The organism is Streptomyces sp. NK15101 (assembly GCF_020400725.1).
Taxonomy (GTDB): domain Bacteria; phylum Actinomycetota; class Actinomycetes; order Streptomycetales; family Streptomycetaceae; genus Streptomyces.
This window is the reverse complement of record NZ_JAINVG010000120.1, coordinates 1-17,238: the sequence shown is the minus strand read 5'-3', so window position 1 is coordinate 17,238 and position 17,238 is coordinate 1. Positions and strand designations below refer to the sequence as shown.

Annotated in this window: 19 protein-coding genes and 1 pseudogene; 9 read left to right on the top strand and 11 right to left on the bottom strand. The window is 72.6% G+C overall.

The features are described from left to right. Positions 1-128: 128 nt before the first annotated feature. Positions 129-266, top strand: a pseudogene (locus tag K7G60_RS35665) (hypothetical protein); the annotation flags it as partial. Here K7G60_RS35665 and K7G60_RS35660 read toward each other — a convergent pair. Continuing rightward, positions 253-1,260, bottom strand: a complete 1,008-nt coding sequence (locus K7G60_RS35660) for a Gfo/Idh/MocA family protein (RefSeq protein ID WP_225805110.1) — start codon at positions 1,258-1,260, stop codon at positions 253-255. The pseudogene K7G60_RS35665 and the gene K7G60_RS35660 sit on opposite strands and share 14 nt — an antisense overlap. Positions 1,261-1,334: 74 nt before the next feature. Here K7G60_RS35660 and K7G60_RS35655 point away from each other — a divergent pair, with 74 nt between their 5' ends. Next, a complete protein-coding gene (locus K7G60_RS35655; RefSeq protein WP_225805112.1) occupies positions 1,335-2,621 on the top strand; it encodes a Bcr/CflA family multidrug efflux MFS transporter in 1,287 nt (428 codons plus the stop codon). A 9-nt stretch (positions 2,622-2,630) separates the two neighbouring features. Further along, on the top strand, positions 2,631-3,614 hold the full coding sequence (locus tag K7G60_RS35650) for a small ribosomal subunit Rsm22 family protein (RefSeq protein WP_225805109.1): 984 nt from the start codon (positions 2,631-2,633) through the stop codon (positions 3,612-3,614). On the opposite strand, the gene ddaH is transcribed toward K7G60_RS35650, so the two are convergent. Continuing rightward, positions 3,611-4,441: a dimethylargininase gene (ddaH, locus tag K7G60_RS35645; protein ID WP_374115734.1), complete on the bottom strand. Its 831-nt coding sequence runs from the start codon at positions 4,439-4,441 to the stop codon at positions 3,611-3,613. The genes K7G60_RS35650 and ddaH overlap by 4 nt on opposite strands. 155 nt (positions 4,442-4,596) lie before the next feature. Between ddaH and K7G60_RS35640 the strand changes: the two genes are divergently transcribed. Further along, the gene (locus K7G60_RS35640; RefSeq protein ID WP_225805108.1) at positions 4,597-5,229 is read left to right on the top strand and encodes a TetR/AcrR family transcriptional regulator; all 633 of its coding nucleotides are present in this window, start codon (positions 4,597-4,599) and stop codon (positions 5,227-5,229) included. A 126-nt stretch (positions 5,230-5,355) separates the two neighbouring features. Continuing rightward, positions 5,356-6,135: a bifunctional DNA primase/polymerase gene (locus tag K7G60_RS35635; protein ID WP_225805107.1), complete on the top strand. Its 780-nt coding sequence runs from the start codon at positions 5,356-5,358 to the stop codon at positions 6,133-6,135. A gap of 76 nt (positions 6,136-6,211) precedes the next feature. Here K7G60_RS35635 and K7G60_RS35630 read toward each other — a convergent pair whose 3' ends face one another. The 4 genes from K7G60_RS35630 to efeO are packed head-to-tail and all read right to left on the bottom strand — an operon-like array spanning position 6,212 to position 10,554. Next, entirely contained in the window at positions 6,212-7,249 is a 1,038-nt protein-coding gene (locus K7G60_RS35630) for a hypothetical protein (protein WP_225805106.1), read from the bottom strand. Then, positions 7,206-8,087: an iron uptake transporter permease EfeU gene (gene efeU, locus K7G60_RS35625; protein ID WP_225805105.1), complete on the bottom strand. Its 882-nt coding sequence runs from the start codon at positions 8,085-8,087 to the stop codon at positions 7,206-7,208. The genes K7G60_RS35630 and efeU overlap by 44 nt, the downstream gene beginning before the upstream one ends. 18 nt (positions 8,088-8,105) lie before the next feature. After that, the gene (gene efeB / locus K7G60_RS35620; RefSeq protein ID WP_225805104.1) at positions 8,106-9,386 is read right to left on the bottom strand and encodes an iron uptake transporter deferrochelatase/peroxidase subunit; all 1,281 of its coding nucleotides are present in this window, start codon (positions 9,384-9,386) and stop codon (positions 8,106-8,108) included. Positions 9,387-9,399: 13 nt separating this feature from the next. Next, positions 9,400-10,554, bottom strand: a complete 1,155-nt coding sequence (gene efeO / locus K7G60_RS35615) for an iron uptake system protein EfeO (RefSeq protein WP_225805103.1) — start codon at positions 10,552-10,554, stop codon at positions 9,400-9,402. 267 nt (positions 10,555-10,821) lie between these two features. Here efeO and K7G60_RS35610 point away from each other — a divergent pair, with 267 nt between their 5' ends. After that, positions 10,822-11,490 (top strand): PhzF family phenazine biosynthesis protein, encoded by a 669-nt coding sequence (locus K7G60_RS35610; protein WP_225805102.1) that lies wholly within the window; start codon positions 10,822-10,824, stop codon positions 11,488-11,490. Here the strand turns inward: K7G60_RS35610 and K7G60_RS35605 are convergent. Beyond that, positions 11,480-12,130, bottom strand: a complete 651-nt coding sequence (locus K7G60_RS35605) for a heme oxygenase (biliverdin-producing) (protein WP_225805101.1) — start codon at positions 12,128-12,130, stop codon at positions 11,480-11,482. The genes K7G60_RS35610 and K7G60_RS35605 overlap by 11 nt on opposite strands. A gap of 113 nt (positions 12,131-12,243) precedes the next feature. Then, positions 12,244-13,101, bottom strand: coding sequence for a type I methionyl aminopeptidase (map, locus tag K7G60_RS35600; protein WP_225805100.1), 858 nt, complete (start codon positions 13,099-13,101; stop codon positions 12,244-12,246). A 61-nt stretch (positions 13,102-13,162) separates the two neighbouring features. Between map and K7G60_RS35595 the strand changes: the two genes are divergently transcribed. Then, positions 13,163-13,396: a hypothetical protein gene (locus K7G60_RS35595; protein WP_225805099.1), complete on the top strand. Its 234-nt coding sequence runs from the start codon at positions 13,163-13,165 to the stop codon at positions 13,394-13,396. A gap of 27 nt (positions 13,397-13,423) precedes the next feature. On the opposite strand, the gene K7G60_RS35590 is transcribed toward K7G60_RS35595, so the two are convergent. Continuing rightward, positions 13,424-14,728, bottom strand: a complete 1,305-nt coding sequence (locus tag K7G60_RS35590; RefSeq protein ID WP_225805098.1) for an MFS transporter — start codon at positions 14,726-14,728, stop codon at positions 13,424-13,426. A gap of 124 nt (positions 14,729-14,852) precedes the next feature. Beyond that, a complete protein-coding gene (locus K7G60_RS35585; protein ID WP_225805097.1) occupies positions 14,853-15,455 on the bottom strand; it encodes a hypothetical protein in 603 nt (200 codons plus the stop codon). A gap of 106 nt (positions 15,456-15,561) precedes the next feature. Between K7G60_RS35585 and npdG the strand changes: the two genes are divergently transcribed. Together npdG and K7G60_RS35575 are read left to right on the top strand one after the other, a co-directional pair. Beyond that, on the top strand, positions 15,562-16,260 hold the full coding sequence (npdG, locus tag K7G60_RS35580) for an NADPH-dependent F420 reductase (RefSeq protein WP_225805096.1): 699 nt from the start codon (positions 15,562-15,564) through the stop codon (positions 16,258-16,260). Between the two features lie 79 nt (positions 16,261-16,339). Further along, positions 16,340-16,537, top strand: coding sequence for a hypothetical protein (locus K7G60_RS35575; protein ID WP_225805095.1), 198 nt, complete (start codon positions 16,340-16,342; stop codon positions 16,535-16,537). A 14-nt stretch (positions 16,538-16,551) separates the two neighbouring features. Here the strand turns inward: K7G60_RS35575 and K7G60_RS35570 are convergent. Continuing rightward, positions 16,552-17,238: site-2 protease family protein (locus K7G60_RS35570; RefSeq protein ID WP_225805094.1), on the bottom strand; the 687-nt coding region annotated here is incomplete at its 5' end.

Here is a 17,238-nt window from a genome sequence, read left to right as displayed (position 1 = left end):
GACAGCCTGTGGAGCGCAGGTAAGACCGGGACTCGTCCCGGCGCAGCGCGAAGAAGCAGGAACCCGCCGAGGCGGCCGACCGGCCGCGGCAGGAATCCTCCTGCTTTAGCTGGAGGAGCGGAAGTCAAGTGACCGTCGAGTTCGGCGAGGAGAGCGCCCGTGCCGACTTCCGCACGGTCCCGTACGTGACCCGGCCGGGCGCCCCCGTCACCACCGCCGCCTCCTACGTCACCGAGGCGGGCGACCCGGGCCTCACGCCCGCGTAGCCGCGAGTTCGGAGGGATAGCGGACGCCGATGCGGTCCCGTACCGCGTCGAGCGTCCGCATCACCGCGAGCGAGCCGTCCAGGGGGACGAGCGGTGACTCCGTCTCGCCGGCGCGCAGGCAGCGGATGACCTCCGCCGCCTCGTGACGGAAGGAGTGCGGGTCGTCCTCGTTCACGTACTCCTCCGGCTCCGCGCCGTTCCGCAGCAGCGTGAACCGCTCGGGGAAGAAGAAGCCGCGCGGGACGTCGATCCGGCCCTCCGTGCCCGTCACCGAGGCCGTCAGCGGCGTGTCCGCCTCCAGCGAGCAGGACAGCAGGGCCGAGGCGCCCGAGTCCCAGCCCAGCAGCATGCCCGTGTTCAGGTCGACGCCCTCCGGCGAGATCCGCGCGTGCGCGTGGACCGCGGACGGCTCGCCGAGCAGCAGCTGCGCGAACGACACCGGGTACACCCCCAGGTCGAGCAGCGCCCCGCCGCCCACCGCCGGGTCCCGCAGCCGGTGGCCGGCGTCGAAGGGGCCCGGCAGCCCGAAGTCGGCCTGGACGGTGCGGACCTCGCCGATCGCGCCGTCGCGCACGAGCTCGGCGAGCCGACGGACCAGCGGGTTGCAGTACATCCACATGGCCTCCATCAGGAAGAGGCCGCGGTCCCGGGAGAGCGTGACGAGTTCCTCCGCCTCGCGGGCGTTGAGCGTGAGAGCCTTCTCGCAGAGCACCGGCTTTCCCGCCTCCAGGGCGAGGCCGGCCGCCATCCGGTGCACGTGATGCGGAGTCGCCACGTACACCACGTCGACGTCCTCGTCGGCGAAGAGCCCGGCCCACTCCCCGTACGCCCGCGGAATCCCGAACCGGTCCGCGAAGGCCTTCGCCGACGCCTCCGTGCGCGACGCCACCGCGACGACCTCCGCGCCGTCGAGCGTCAGCAGGTCCGTGGTGAACCGCTCCGCTATGCCGCCCGTCGCCAGGATCCCCCAGCGCACCGTCCTGTTCGCTTCCATCCCCACCCCATAGGTCTCGACCGTCCCGGTCGAGCTGAGAGCATAAGCAAGGATTCAACGAAATGGAGCAGTCGATGCCGGAGAGCGGCCAGAAAACAACACAGGGACACATAACCGAAACCGCCCCGGTCGTCACCGCCGCCCGGCGGGCGGGACTCCTCGTCACCCTCGTCCTGGGCGGACTCACCGCCCTCGCCCCGCTCTCCATGGACCTGTACCTCCCGGCGCTCCCGGAGGTCACCGGCGCGCTGCGGGCCCCCGCCGCCCGCGTCCAGCTCACCCTCACCGCCTTCCTCGCCGGCATGGCCCTCGGCCAGCTCGTCGTCGGCCCCATGAGCGACAAGTGGGGACGCCGGCGCCCGCTGCTCACCGGCATGACCGTGTACGTCCTCGCCACCGTCGTCTGCGCCGTCGCGCCCAGCGCCGAACTGCTCATCGGCTTCCGGCTGCTCCAGGGCCTGGCGGGCGCCGCCGGCGTCGTCATCGCCCGCGCCGTCGTCCGCGACCTCTACGACGGCGTGGAGATGGCCCGCTTCTTCTCCACCCTGATGCTGATCTCCGGCGCCGCCCCGATCATCGCCCCCCTCGTCGGCGGCCAGATCCTCCGCGTCACCGACTGGCGGGGCGTCTTCCACGTCCTCACCGTCGTCGGCGTCCTGCTCACCCTCCTCGTCCAGCGCTTCCTCCACGAGACCCTGCCCCCCGAGCGGCGGCGGGAGGGCGGCGTCGGACAGGCCCTGCGCACCATGCGGGGGCTCCTCGCCGACCGGGTCTTCACCGGCTACGTGCTCACCGGCGGCCTCGTCTACGCCGTCCTCTTCGCGTACATCAGCGCCTCCCCGTTCGTGGTGCAGGACCTCTACGGCGCCTCGCCGCAGACCTTCGGCCTGCTCTTCGGCCTCAACTCCGTCGGGCTCGTCGCCGTCGGCCAGATCAACGGCAAGCTCCTCGTCGGCCGCGTCAGCCTCGACAAGGCGCTCGCCTGGGGCCTCGGCATCATCCTGCTCGCCGGTCTCGCCCTCACCCTCATGACCACCGGCGTCTTCGGCGAGACCGGGCTCGTGCCCGTCGCCGCCGGACTCTTCGTCCTGATGTCCGCGATGGGACTGGCCATGCCCAACACCAACGCCCAGGCCCTGATGCGCACCCCGCACGCCGCCGGATCCGCCTCCGCCCTCCTCGGCACCTCCTCCTTCCTCATCGGCGCCGTCGCCTCCCCGCTCGTCGGCATCGCGGGCGAGCGCACCGCAGTCCCCATGGCGGTCGTCCAGCTCGGCTGCGCCGTCCTGGCCCTCGCCTGCTTCCTGGGCCTCTGCCGCCCCTGGCGCAGCGCGGAACCCCGGGCCGGCGAGCCCGCCTAGACTGTCTCGGTGAACGCCTCAGCTCCCTCCGCCGACTCCCTGCGCGCCGCCCTCGCCGGGCTCCTCGACGGGCTGCCGCCCAACCGGGCCGCGCAGGCCGTCGAGCGGCTGATCGCCAACTACCGGGGCACCACCCCGACGGACGCCCCCGTGCTGCGCGACCGCTCCGACGTCGCCGCGTACGCCGCGTACCGCATGCCGGCGACCTTCGAGGCGGTACGGGGCACCCTCGACGCCCTCCGGGAGGCCGCGCCCGACTGGGCGCCGCGCACCCACACCGACGTCGGCGGCGGTACGGGCGCGGCGAGCTGGGCCGTCGCCGAGGCCTGGGCGGAGGGGCCGCCGCGCACCACCGTGCTCGACTGGGCGGAGCCCGCCCTCGCGCTCGGCCGCGAGCTGGCCGAGGGCGTCCTGGACGCGGAGTGGCGGCGCGAGCGGATCGGCTCCGCCCTGAGCCTCGCCGACACGGACCTCGTCACCGTCTCATACGTCCTCAAGGAGCTGACCGAGGCCGACCGGGCGGCGCTCGTCACCGAGGCGGCCCGCGCCGCGCGGGCCGTGGTGATCGTCGAGCCCGGCACCCCCGACGGCTACGAGCGGATCATTGCGGCCCGCACCCTGCTGATCGACGCCGGCTTCACCGTCGCCGCGCCCTGCCCGCACGGCGGGGCCTGCCCGATCGTGCCCGGCACGGACTGGTGCCACTTCTCCGCCCGGGTGAGCCGCTCCTCGCTGCACCGGAAGGTGAAGGGCGGGTCGCTGCCGTACGAGGACGAGAAGTACGCGTACGTGGCGGCCGTGCGTTTCCCGGTGGCTCCCGCGGCCTCCCGCATCACGCGCAGGCCGCAGATCCGCAAGGGGCAGGTCCTGCTCGAACTGTGCGGGCCCGGGGGCCTCGGCCGCGCGACGGTCACCAAGCGTCACGGGCCTCTGTACAAGCAGGCCCGTGACGCGGAGTGGGGCGACTCCTGGCCGCCGGAGGAGACCTCCTAGGGCCGCAGCTCCTGGGTGCAGCACTTCACGCTGCCGCCGCCCTTGAGGAGTTCGCCCAGGTCCATGCCGATCGGTTCGAAGCCCCGGGCGCGGAGGGGGTCGAAGAGGCCCACCGCGGCCTGCGGGAGCAGGACGTGCCGGCCGTCGCTCACCGCGTTGAGCCCGAGGGCCGCCGCGTCCCGGTCGGTCGCGATCAGGGCGTCCGGGAAGAGCCGGGCGAGCACCGCGCGGCTGCCGGGGGAGAAGGCGTCCGGGTAGTACATGACCTCGTCCCGGGCGTCGTCCAGGACGCACAGCGCCGTGTCCAGGTGGTAGTAGCGCGGGTCCACCAGCTCCAGGCCGATCACCGGGCGGCCGAAGAACTCCTGCGCCTCGTCGTGGGAGAGCGGGCTGGAGCGGAAGCCGCGGCCGGCGAGGATCCAGGAGGCGGTGACGGCGAAGTCGCCCTCGCCCTCGTTCACGTGCTCCGGGACGCGCACGGCGTCGTCCGCCCAACCGTTCCTGCGGAACCAGGACACATGGGCGTCGGCCTCGCGGGCCCGCTCCGGGTGGGCGAACCTCGCGCCGAGGACCCGGCCCTCGACGACCGTCGCGCCGTTCGCCGCGAAGACCATGTCCGGCAGCGCCGGGTCGGGCTCCAGGAGCTCCACGGTGTGGCCGAGCGAGCGGTAGCGGTCGCGCAGGTCCTCCCACTGGGCGAGGGCGAGCGGCAGGTCGACCGGTTTCGTGGGGTCCATCCAGGGGTTGATGGAGTACGTCACCGCGAAGTGCGTGGGTGGGCACATCAGGTAACGGCGGGGCGAGGACGTGCGCGGAGTGGGGCGCAATGAAGGCTCCTCACGGACGGGCGGCCGGAACGGCCGGTGATCGGTGGACCCCATGGTCCGCTCTCGGCGGGCTCCGCGCTGTGGACCGTTCGGGTGGTTCGGGGGCCGCGCCGGTGGCGAGACGCTGCGTCTCGTCGGCTGCTAGATTGGACGCCATGTCCGAGACCCGACCCGCCAGGACCGCCCCCGACGCCTCCCGCCGCAGCGAGCGTTCCCGCCGCGCGATCTTCGACGCCGCCCTCGCCCTCGTCACCGAGACCGGCTACGCGAAGACCACCGTCGAGGGCATCGCCGCCCGCGCCGGCGTCGGCAAGCAGACCATCTACCGCTGGTGGCCCTCCAAGGCGGCCGTCCTCCTCGACGCCTACCTCGACCTCGCCGCCCGGGCCGGCGAGGCCCTCGGCGAGGACGCCCGCAGTGAGATCCCCGACACCGGGGACCTCGCCGCCGACCTCAAGCACGTGCTGCGCGCCACCGTCGACGAGATGACCGACCCCGCCTTCGACGGCCCCACCCGCGCCCTCGCCGCCGAGGGGATCGTCGACCCCGAGCTCGGCGCCCGCTTCACCGAGGCCCTGCTCGAACCCCAGCTCCGGTACTACGTCCGCCGCATCGAAGCGGCCCAGGCCAAGGGCGACGTCGACCCCGGCGCGGACCCCCGCGTCGCCGTCGAACTCCTCGTCGGACCGCTCCACCACCGCTGGATCCACCGCACCCTGCCGCTCACCCACGCCTACGCCGACACCCTCGTCGACCTCGTCCTGCGCGGTCTCGCCCCCCGCTCCTGAGCCGCGCCCGAGCCCCGATCCCGACACCTGTGAGCAACCCCGCTTCCGCACTCCGGTCACCCGGGGCGCAGGATGGTGGGACCATGGGCAGAGCCGAACGGGCGAGCATGAGGTGTGAGGGGATAGATGGGCGACGGCATCGGCCGCTACCGCGGCACGGAGAGCAGACTCACACAGTGGCTGCGCAGGCGCCCCAAACGCAGCGCGGCCGACGACGAGAACGACCGCGAGAAGCTGCTCCTGGCCACCGTCGCCGCCGGGCTGCCCCTGGCCCCCGCCGCGTACCCCGTGGGCTACAGCTGTTCCTGTGAGCGGATCGGCTGTCCCACCCCCGCCCGGCACCCCGTCTCCTTCGCCTGGCAGACGCAGTCGACCACCGACCGCGCCCAGATCGAGCGCTGGGCCCGCAACGAGCCCGAGGCGAACTTCGTCACCGCCACCGGCATGGTCCACGACGTCCTCGACGTGCCGCTGGCCGCCGGACGCGCCGCCCTGGAGCGCCTCCTCGCCGAGGGAGTCGAGGTCGGCCCCGTCGCCGAGTCCGCCGACGTCGACACGGTCGGCGGGCGGATGCTCTTCTTCACCGCCACCCGCGGCACCCCCGAGGACGAGGACGAGTGGTGGCCGTGCGAGCTGGACTGCCACCCCGAGACGATGGACGAGCACCCGGGGCTGCGCTGGCACTGCCGCGGCAGCTACGTCCTGGTACCGCCGGCCCGGCTCCCCGGGGACGAGGACGCCCACCCGGTGGTCGCCTGGATCCGCGGCCCCGAGCACCCGCTGCCGGACCCGCTGAACCTCCTGGAGGCCCTCCAGGACGCCTGCGCCCGCCACGCGGCCGAGCGCGAGGCGGACGGGAACGGGGAGCACACGGCCCACGAGATCGCCTGGCCGCTGACGCGTTGAGCCCCGCCCGCGGGCGGAGGCGAGGGCCTGCCCCCGCGTCAGGCCCTGCGAGCCCCTCCCGCGAGCCCTGTGAGCCCTACGAGCCCTCCGCGCCCACCACGCCCTGGAGCCGGCTCGCGACCGTGACCCCGTCCCGGTCCGTGCCCGCCGGCTTCACCAGGACCGCCTGGCTCGACACCCACTCCCGGGTGACCGTGTTCTTGATCTCGCCGGTCAGCAGCGCCTTGGTGTCGGGGCCGACCTTCGGCCGGTAGCCCTTCGCGGCCGTCTGCCGCTCGAAGTACCGCGTCGCGAAGAAGACGAGGGCGCCGCCGTCCCGGGTCCGCAGCCCGAGCGGCGCGAAGTCCCCCTGGTCCGTGACCCGGTCGATGTACTGGGTGGCCATGCCCGGCCGCTTGGCGGCCTTCTGCCGCTGCGCCCGCCACTCCGTGGTGTGGGTGCCCGGCGCGAACGGGCCCGGCTGCCCGTCCTTGAGGTACGCGACGTACTCCTTGCCGAGGTCCCGGGGCGCGACCGCGAGCGCGTCGGTGTCCGCGGCGACCGGCACCGCGTACCCCTCCTCCTCGGCGAACTCGGGCATGTCGGCCCGGGAGAGGATCGTCAGATAGGCGACCTCCCACAGCTGCTCGGGCCCGTTGCGCACGAAGACCAGGAGCCAGCGCTGGTCGCCGGAGGCCCGGTTGGAGGCGGTGTCCGCCATGAACCAGCGCGGCCAGCCCGCCTTCCGGGGCAGCACGAACCGCGCGTCGGTCAGCGCGAGGGGCTTGTGGTCCGGGTTGCCGCCCGGGGTGTTGATCGACCGGGCGCGCAGACCCGCCTGGTTGACCTCCCCGAGCGGACCGGTGACCCGGCCCGCGTCCAGGGCCGGGTCATAGGCCTTGTCGGCCTTGTTGTAGGCGGTCGTGAAGTCCGCGAGGGCCTGCGCCGCCTCGGCCCGCGTCGCCGGCGGCAGCAGCGCCAGTTCGCCGTGCACGGTCACGCAGCCGCTCGCCGTCAGCGACAGGACGGTCGCCGCCGCCGTCGCCGCGAGGAACCTCGCCGGTCGGCCGTCCACCAGGGACGACAGCCGCTCAAGCGGTCGTCTCGGCGCTCGCCTCAGCCTCAGCCTTCTCATCGGTCGCCTTCTGCTTCTTCACCCGCACGGACGGACCCGACCCTATCGGGGCCAGGAACAGCGCGAGAGTCGGGATCAGATACAGCGCCCACACCGTGACCTGAAGCACCGTCGGATCCGGCTGGAAGTTGAAGACGCCCTTGAGGAGCGTGCCGTACCAGCTGTCCGGCGGGATCGTCGCCGAGATGTCGAAGGCCTTGTCCGCGAGGCCGCCGAGGAAGCGGGCCTCCTGGAGGTCGTGCACGCCGTACGCGAGCACGCCCGCCGCCACCACGACCAGCATCCCGCCGGTCCAGGTGAAGAACTTCGCCAGGTTGATCTTCAGCGCGCCCCGGTAGAACAGCCAGCCGAGGAAGACGGCCGTGAGCAGGCCCAGGACGACGCCGGCCAGCGGTGCGTACGAGCCGTCCGAGGACGCCCGCACCGAGGCCCACACGAAGAGCGCCGTCTCCAGGCCCTCACGGCCGACCGCCAGGAAGGCGGTGGCGACCAGCGCGCCGGTCCCCATCTGCAGGGCCGCGTCGAGCTTGCCGTGCAGTTCCGCCCTGAGGTGCCGGGCCGTCCGGCGCATCCAGAAGACCATCCAGGTCACCAGACCCACGGCGAGGACCGACAGCGAGCCGCCGAGCGCCTCCTGTGCCTCGAAGGTCAGCTCCTGGGAGCCGAACTCCAGCCCGGCGCCGAAGGCCAGGGCGACGCCGACGGCCACGCCGATGCCGATCCAGATCGGCTTCAGCGCGTCCCGGCGCCCGGTCTTCACCAGGTACGCGATGAGGATGCAGACGACCAGACTGGCCTCCAGGCCCTCGCGCAGCCCGATCAGATAGTTTCCGAACACGTCGGTTCTCCTCCTCGGTTACGCGAACAGCGCCCGGCCCCACCAGTCGTCCTTGTCGCGGACGCCCGGCGGGACGGCGAAGAGCGCCGAACCCACGTGCTGGATGTACTCGTTGAGCACGTCGGACTTGGCCAGCGAGCTCTGCACCGGGATGAAGCCGGTGCGGACGTCCTTCTGGTACGCCAGGAAGAACAGGCCCGCCTCCAGACGGCCGAGGCCGTCCGTGCCGTCGGTGAAGGAGTAGCCGCGGCGCAGGATCGTCGCCCCGTTGTTGCTGTCCGGGTGGGCGAGCCGCACGTGCGAGTCCGGCTTCATCGCCTTCAGGAACGGCTCGTCGTGCTCCTTGGCCTTGCCGACCGGGGCACCCTCGCGCTTGTCGCGGCCGAAGATGTCCTCCTGCTCGGCGAGCGGGGTGCGGTCCCAGGTCTCGACGTTCATGCGGATGCGGCGGGCGACGAGGTACGAACCGCCGTCCATCCAGGCCGCGGCGCCCTCGGCGTCCTTGCCCGACACCCACACGTGCTTCGCGAGCCGCTCGGTGTCGGTGCCCGCGATGTTGCGGGTGCCGTCCTTGAAGCCGAAGAGGTTGCGCGGGGTCTGGGCCTCCGGGGTCGTCGAGGACGTCTTGCCGAAGCCCAGCTGCGACCAGCGCACCGCGACCTTGCCGAAGCCGATCCGGGCGAGGTTGCGGATGGCGTGCACGGCGACCTGCGGGTCGTCCGCGCAGGCCTGCACGCAGATGTCGCCGCCGCTGCGCGCCGGATCCAGGTTGTCTCCCGGGAACTTGGGCAGGTCGACCAGGGCCCCGGGCCGCTTGTCCTTCAGCCCGAAGCGCCCGTCGAAGAGCGAGGGGCCGAAGCCGATCGTGAGGGTGAGGCGGGAGGGCTTGAGGCCCAGGGCCTCGCCCGTGTCGTCCGGCGGGGCCTCCGGCAGGCCGCCGTAGGCGCCCTCGCCGACCTCGGCGCCGGCCGTCATGCGCTCGGCGGCCCGCGTCCAGTCCTTGAGGAGCTGGATCAGCTCGTCGCGGTCCTTCGTCTTCACGTCGAAGGAGGCGAAGTGCAGCCGGTCCTGCACGGCGGTGGCGATGCCGGCCTGGTGCGGGCCGTGGAAGGGGACGGCCCCGCCGCTCTCGGCGACCGGGACGGTGGTGTCGCCGTCGCGGGTCAGCAGGGCGGCGCCGCCGGCCGCGGCGGCACCGAGCGCGAGCCCGGCACCGCCCCAGCCGATGACCTTGCGACGGGAGGGCGCGGCGGTCTGCTCCGCGGCGGCCTGCTCCGTGGTGGTGGTCTCGTCGGTCACGGTGGTCCCCCTGTTACTTCACGACCGCGGCGGCGAGCTTGGAGAGCGGCTCCGCCAGGGCGTTGACGCCGTCCGAGAGCTCCTTGCGCTCGGCCTTGCCGACCTTGTCGTACGAGGTGAAGACGTAGCCGCTCTTGTCCGTGCGGTACTTGTCGAGCAGCGTGTTCAGCGCGGCGAACTGCTTGTCGAGTTCGGCGACGAGCTTCGGGTCGTTCTTCGAGGCGACCGGCTTGAGCAGTTCGAAGGACTTCTGCGCGCCCTCGACGTTCGCCTTGAAGTCGACGAGGTCGGTGTGGGAGTAGCGCTCCTCCTCGCCGGTGACCTTGCCGGTGGCGACCTCGTCCAGGAGCTCCTTGGCGCCGTTGGCCATGGAGGTCGGGGTGATCTCGGCCTTGCCGACCCGCTTCTGCCAGTCCGCGAGGTCTTTGTCGAGGAGGTCGGCGAGCTGCTTCTCGCGGTCGCCGATCTTCTTGTCCTGCCAGAGCGCCTTCTCCAGGCGGTGCCAGCCGGTCCAGTCCTTCGCCGGGTCCTGGCCGTCCTCCAGGCCGTCCTCGCGGACGTCGACCTTGGGGTCGATGTCGCCGAAGGACTCGGCGACCGGCTCGGTGCGCTCCCAGCCGATGCGGGACTCGGCGTAGGCCTTCTTCGCGGCCTCGACGTCACCGGCGCGGACGGCGTCGGTGAAGACCTTGACCTTGGGAAGGGTCTCGTCGGCCTGCGCCTGGACGTACTGGCGGTAGGCGGCGACGGCGGCGTCCATCTCGGGGGAGCGCTTGGCGGCGGCCTTGCCGCCGGTGGCCTTGACCTGCTGGCGGATGCCGTCGCCCTTCATGCCGGGCTTGCAGGCGATGGCGTAGTCGCCGGCCTTGATCTCGGCGGTGATGGTGGCCTTGGTGCCGGGGCCGATGTTCTCGCGCTCGGTGACGATCCGGTCGTCCGGGAAGAGGACGTAGACCTCGGTGACCTTGGAGCCGCGGTTCTCGACGGCCAGCTTCACGTGCCCGGCCGGGAACTCCTTCTTGGAGACCTCGCAGGAGTCGTCCTTGGCGACGACGGTGATCGCGTCGTCGCCCGCCTTGGAGTCGCTTTTCTCGGCGCAGCCCGTGACGGCGGTCAGAGCGGCCGCGGTCGCGGCGGCGGTGACGACGGAGAGACGGACGGCTCGCATAGGGGACTCCAGGGACGCGGGGAGGGACTGAGGCGGACCTAACTTAACCGAGGCTTACCTCAGCACTACCCACGCGTCCAGTGATTCAGCTCTCAGGTCGGGCTTACCGGACACAGCGGGGTCACGGGGTCTCCATGGCCCCCTCATGGCTTGGTCAAGGGAAGGTCAAGCAGGGTGGATTGTCCCGGTTCCGGTTACGCCCGGGTAGGGCGGTGGGGAAGCGGTCGTACGGCCCTGCCGGCGCGCGTCGGATGGTTGAATTCCGCCATGAACACGACCGCCACTGACATCGACGTCCTCCGGGTCTTCTGTGCGGGCGACGGCCGGCACGGCAACCGCCTCGGGGTCGTGCGGGACGCCCGTACCCATCCCGACGAGTCCTCCCGGCAGGCGCTCGCCAAGGAGCTCGGCTTCAGCGAGACGGTGTTCGTGGACGACCCGGAGCGCGGGATCGTCGACATCTACACCCCGGGCCTGCGGCTGCCGTTCGCCGGACACCCGCTCGTCGGCGCCGCCTGGCTCCTCGACCTGGAGGTCGTCCACCCGCCGGCCGGAGAGGTGTGGGTGCGCGGCGACGGGGAGTTCACCTGGATCGAGGCGCGCGCCGAGTGGGCGCCGCCCCGCACCCTGCGCCGGTACGGCTCCGTCGCCGAGGTCGACGCCCTGGAGGTGCCCGAGCCGGGGGAGTGGATCTACGCCTGGGCCTGGGAGGAGGAGGCCGCCGGCCGGATCCGGGCGCGCGGCTTCCCGGGGCGCGGGGACGGCATCGACGAGGACGAGGCGACCGGCGCGGCCGCTCTGCTCCTCACGGCGGAACTGGGCCGGGCCCTGAACATCACGCAGGGCCGCGGCTCCCAGCTCCTCACCGCCCCCGGCCCCGACGGCATCGTGGAACTGGGCGGCCGGGTCCGCCTGGAGGGCACGCTCACGCGCTGAGGGGGTACTCCCCGCCCAGCTCGCGGAAGACCGCGGTGTTGAAGTCGAAGGCGCGCTTGCACTCGTCGACGATCCGCTGCTTCTCCAGGTCGTCGGCGTCCACCCCGTCGAGCAGCTCCCGGTACCCCCGCTTGAAGGCCGCCGGGTTGGGGATCTCCTCGAAGACGTAGAAGCGGACGCCGTCTCCCTTGCGGTCGAAGCCCCAGGTCCGCTCCGCCCGGTCGCGGATGATCTGACCGCCCGACAGGTCGCCCAGGTAGCGCGTGTAGTGGTGGGCCACGTAGCCGGCGGGCCAGTCGCGGGCGCACTCGGCGACCCGCGCGGCGTACGCGGCGGTGGCGGGCAGCGGGGAGGCGCCCGCGCGCCAGCCGGGGCCGCGCAGATGGGCGAGGTCCCGCTCCAGGGCGGCCGTGCGGAACAGCTCGGGCCGTATGAAGGGCCCGGCGACCGGGTCCTCGCGGAGCGCCTCCGCGCCCCCCTCCAGGGCCCGGTACACGAACCAGAGCTGCTCGGTGTAGCGCGCGTACGCGTCGACGGCCAGTCGTCCGCCCAGCAGGTCGCCCATGAAGGACGACGTCTCCGCCTCCACGTGCCGCTCGTGGGAAGCCGTACGGATCAACGTGGAGAAGGGCGTGTCCAAGGCGTGCCTCCGAGACCGATGGGACGGGACCACTGACGAGCCTGCCTGGTTAGGCTTGCCTAAGTCAATGGTTCCCGACGTCCTGTCGGTAAAAACGCTACCCGTTCGGGAGCTCAGGGCAACGTGAGGATCTCGGCTCCGCTCTCCGTCACCACGAGCGTGTGCTCGAACTGCGCGGTCCGCTTCCGGTCCTTGGTCACCACGGTCCAGCCGTCGTCCCACATGTCGTAGTCGTGGGTCCCGAGCGTCAGCATCGGCTCGATCGTGAACGTCATGCCGGTCTTGATCTCGGTGGTGTGGTGGGGCGAGTCGTAGTGCGGGACGATCAGGCCGGAGTGGAACGACGAGTTGATGCCGTGCCCGGTGAAGTCGCGCACGACCCCGTAGCCGAAGCGCTTGGCGTACGACTCGATGACCCGCCCGATGATGTTGATCTGACGGCCCGGCTTCACCGCCTTGATCGCCCGGTTGAGGGACTCCCGGGTGCGCTCCACGAGCAGCCGCGACTCCTCGTCGACGTCGCCGCACAGGTACGTGGCGTTGTTGTCGCCGTGGACGCCGTTGATGTACGCGGTGACGTCCAGGTTCACGATGTCGCCGTCCCGCAGGACGGTGGAGTCCGGGATCCCGTGGCAGATGACCTCGTTGATCGAGGCGCACAGCGACTTCGGGAAGCCGCGGTAGCCCAGCGTGGACGGGTAGGCGCCGTGGTCGCACATGTACTCGTGCGCGACCCGGTCGAGCTCGTCGGTGGTGACACCCGGGGCGATGTGCTTGGCGGCCTCCTCCATCGCCTGCGCGGCGATGCGGCCGGCGATCCGCATCCGTTCGATGGTGTCGGAATCCTGCACCTCGGGCCCGGTGTACGGGGCCGGTGCGGGCTTCCCGACGTACTCGGGGCGGCGGATGGAACCCGGAACGGAGCGATGGGGGGAGAGCTCCCCCGGTACGAGAAGCGACTGGCCAGACATGCCAGCGAGTCTAACGACCGGGTCTGGGGCAGCATGGTCCCGAAGGAAGGAGCCGAAGACGATGGCCCTGTTCAAGAAGCGCACCACGGGCAAACCGGGCGAGTGGTACTACTGCCTGGAACACAAGAAGGTCGAGGAGGGCCCCGAGTGCCCGGCGAAGAACCGCTTCGGCCCGTACGCCAGCCGTGAGGAGGCCTCCCACGCCATGGAGACCGCCCGCGACCGGAACCTGGAGTGGGAGACCGACCCCCGCTGGCACGACGCCGCCGGGAAGGACCGCCCGGAGGACGGGTAACACCCCCGCGGAGGCGGCCGGGACCCGTCAGACGGTCCCGGCCGCCTCCCCGCGGACACCCTCCCGCTGGGCCTTCCGGCGCAGCGAGTCCTCGTCCGTCGCGGAGTCGTACGCGAGGAGCTTCGGCAGCGCCAGACAGAGCAGCCCCACCGAGGCCACGCACGCCACGCCACCCGTCCAGACGGCCGCCCGGGTGCCGGTCCAGCCGGCCATCGCGCCCGCCCGGACCTGGCCCAGCTGCGGGCCCACGCTGTAGGAGAGCACCTCGATGCCCGCGAGCCGGCCGCGCAGCTCCTCCGGGATCGTCTGGTTCCAGATCGTGGCGCGGCCGAGCCCGCTCAGCATGTCGCCCGCGCCCGCGAGACCCAGGCACAGCAGCACCAGCCAGACGTTCCCGAACCAGCCGGCCGCCGCGATCGCCAGACCCCAGCCGGCCGCGCCCCCGGCCACGAGCAGCCCGTGCCGCCGCACCCGCGAGGTCCAGCCGCTGGTCAGACCGAGGACCAGCGAGCCGACCGAACCCGCCGCGTACATCAGACCGAGCGACCAGTCCGCGTCCAGCTCGTCCGCGAGGAACGGGAAGATCGTGTTCGGGAAGGCGAAGAGCATCGCCGCCAGGTCGACCACGTACGTGCCGAGCAGCACCGGCCGCGACCAGGCGTACCGCGCGCCCTCCGCGATGCCCCGCAACGAGGGCTTCTCCGCGTCGTGCGCGGCCGGCGCGGGCGAGAGCCGGCGGCACATCAGGACCGAGACCGTGAAGCAGGCGACCGTCACCCCGTACGCGGGCGCGTGACCCGCGTACGCCACCACCAGACCCGCGACCGCCGGGCCCGCGATCGAGCCGATCTGCCAGCGCAGCGAGTTCAGCGCGGCCGCCGCCGTCTGCTGCTCGTGCGGCACGATCCGGGCGAGCAGCGAGTCGAGCGCCGGACGCTGGAGCCCCGCCAGCGCCGACACACCGGCCGCCACCACGTACAGCGGCCAGAGCATCGGCTCCGGGAACAGCGCGTTGAGCAGCAGGAGCAGGGCGACCAGCCCGAGCCCCGCCTCCGTCCAGAGGATCACCTTCCGCCGGTCGACCGCGTCCGCGAGCGCCCCGCCGTACAGGCCGAACACCACCAGCGGCACCAGCTCGACCGCGCCCATCGCGCCGACCGCCAGCGGCGAACCCGTCAGCTCCTTGATCTGCAACGGCAGGGCGATCATCGCCGTGGCGCTGCCGAAGTACGTGACGAGCCCCTGTACCCACAGGAGCCGGAAGTCGGGGGACGAACGCCACGGCGCCAGGTCGGGCAGCAGGGCGGTGAGCTTGCCGAGGGGGGAGGACACGAGACGCCATGCTCCGTCCGCCGGGCGGCGGGTACAACCGAATTACGGAGCACGGGCGAGGGCCCCCGGCGTGCGGCCGACGGGCCCGCCGACCGATCACGGGGGTACGGGGCCGGGGCGGGGCCTACCAGCGGGTCGGCGGTGGGGCCGTCAGCCGGTCCGCGAGGGCCGAGAGCCGGTCCCGGAAGCGGCGGCCGCCACGCGGCGACGGCAGGCTGTTCTCCCCGGCCGCCGCGCTCACCAGGTGCTGCACCGTGTCCAGGTCCACCCCCGCCCCCTCCGCCACCGTCAGCGCCTCGTGCGCGAGCCCCCGGACCTCCTCGTCGCCCCCGTCCAGCGACAGCACCGTCGCCCCCGCCCGCCGCGCGTCGTGCACCCGCTGGAGCACCCCCGCGTCCGGCCGCCCCGGCGCCACCATCAGCAGCGTCGCCCCGCGCCCCGCCGCCTCCAGGCGCCCCAGACCGACCGCCAGGTGTGCCGGCGCACCCGGCCGCACCCGGTGTCGCACCAGCGTCGGCACCAGCTCCGGCAGCCCCGACCAGGCGGACTCGTCGACCAGGTGCGCCGCCAGGTGCCACGGCTCGTACTCCTCCGTGCCCACCAGGAGCAGGCCGCCCCGGTGCGGCACGACCGACGACCGGAGCGCGCCCGCGAACCGGCGGGCCGCCGTCGGCCACTCCGTCCCGGCGAGCACTTCCCGCAGCAACGCGACCCGTACGGCATCCATGGGTCCGCATCCTGCCCCAGCCGGACCCCGCGCGCGGCCCGGTCGCGGCACTTCCACCCGTACGGGAGAGGCCCCACGGACCCGACCGGTCGGTAATGTCGGGGGCATGACTACGACTGACAGCAAGCCCGCCCCCAAGGACCCGTGGGACCTCCCCGACGTCTCCGGTCTCGTCGTCGGCGTCCTCGGCGGCACCGGCGACCAGGGCCGCGGCCTCGCCTACCGGCTCGCCAAGGCCGGCCAGAAGGTGATCATCGGCTCCCGCGCCGCCGAGCGCGCGCAGGACGTGGCTGCGGAGATCGGCCACGGCATCGAGGGCGCCGACAACGCCGAGACCGCCCGCCGCAGCGACGTCGTCATCGTCGCCGTCCCGTGGGACGGCCACGCCAAGACCCTGGAGTCGCTGCGCGAGGAGCTCCGCGGCAAGCTCGTCGTGGACTGCGTCAACCCGCTCGGCTTCGACAAGAAGGGCGCCTACGCCCTCAAGCCCGAGGAGGGCTCCGCCGCCGAGCAGGCCGCCGCGCTTCTCCCGGACTCCCGGGTCGCCGCCGCCTTCCACCACCTCTCCGCCGTCCTCCTCAAGGACACCTCCATCGAGGAGATCGACACGGACGTCATGGTCCTCGGCGAGGAGCGCGCCGACGTCGAGATCGTCCAAGCCCTCGCCGGCCGCATCGCCGGCATGCGCGGCGTCTTCGCCGGACGGCTGCGCAACGCCCACCAGGTCGAGTCGCTCGTCGCCAACCTGATCTCCGTCAACCGCCGCTACAAGGCCCACGCGGGGCTGCGGGTCACCGACGTCTGAGCCGGAGACCGGACCCTTCGGGGCATGGGGGACACTGGACGGGCACCATCAGCCGTACCCGCCCGACAGGAGCCGACCCATGCCCCGCCTCGCCCTCTACGCCCTCGTGGTCTGCGCCCTGGCCGTCACCGCGGCCGTCGTCTCCTTCGTCCAGGGCAGCTTCCTCGGCGTCGTCTGGGTGCTCCTCGCCGGCCTCTCCTCCAACATGGCCTGGTACTACCTCCGCCGCGCGAAGGCCGAGAAGGCCGCGGCGGCCGCGGAGTCCCAGACCCGCTAGACCCGCCGGACCCGCTAGATCCGGCAGAACTCCGGGGACTCCTCCCAGAACCGGAACAGCTGCGAACCGCAGTACCGGCTCGCCTCCGGCACCCCGAGAGCCCGCATCAGCGCGTCGATCGCGTCGAAGAAGGCGCCGTTGACCGCCGGCACGAACAGCAGCGCGATCACGATGAAGAAGCCGTACGGCGCGTACGGCTCGATCTGCCGCTTCACCTTGTACGACAGCCAGGGCTCCACCACGCCGTAACCGTCGAGCCCCGGCACCGGCAGGAGGTTCAGGAGCGCGGCCGTCACCTGGAGGAACGCCAGGAACGCCAGCGCGAACCGGAAGGCGGGCGGCACGCCGTCGAGCGCGCCCAGCCAGAACGGCGCCGTGCAGACGAGCGCGAAGAGCACATTGGCCAGGGGGCCCGCCGCCGAGATCAGGCTGTGCTTCCAGCGGCCACTGATCCGGCCCTGCTCGATGAAGACCGCGCCGCCCGGCAGACCGATCCCGCCCATGATCACGAACAGCACCGGCAGGACGATGCTCAGCACGGCGTGCGTGTACGCGAGCGGATTCAGGGTCAGATAGCCCTTCGCGCCCACCGTGACGTCCCCGCCGTACAGGGCCGTCCGGGCGTGCGCGTACTCGTGCAGGCAGAGCGACACGACCCACGCCGAGGTCACGAAGAGGAACACCGCGAGGCCGGGCGAGGC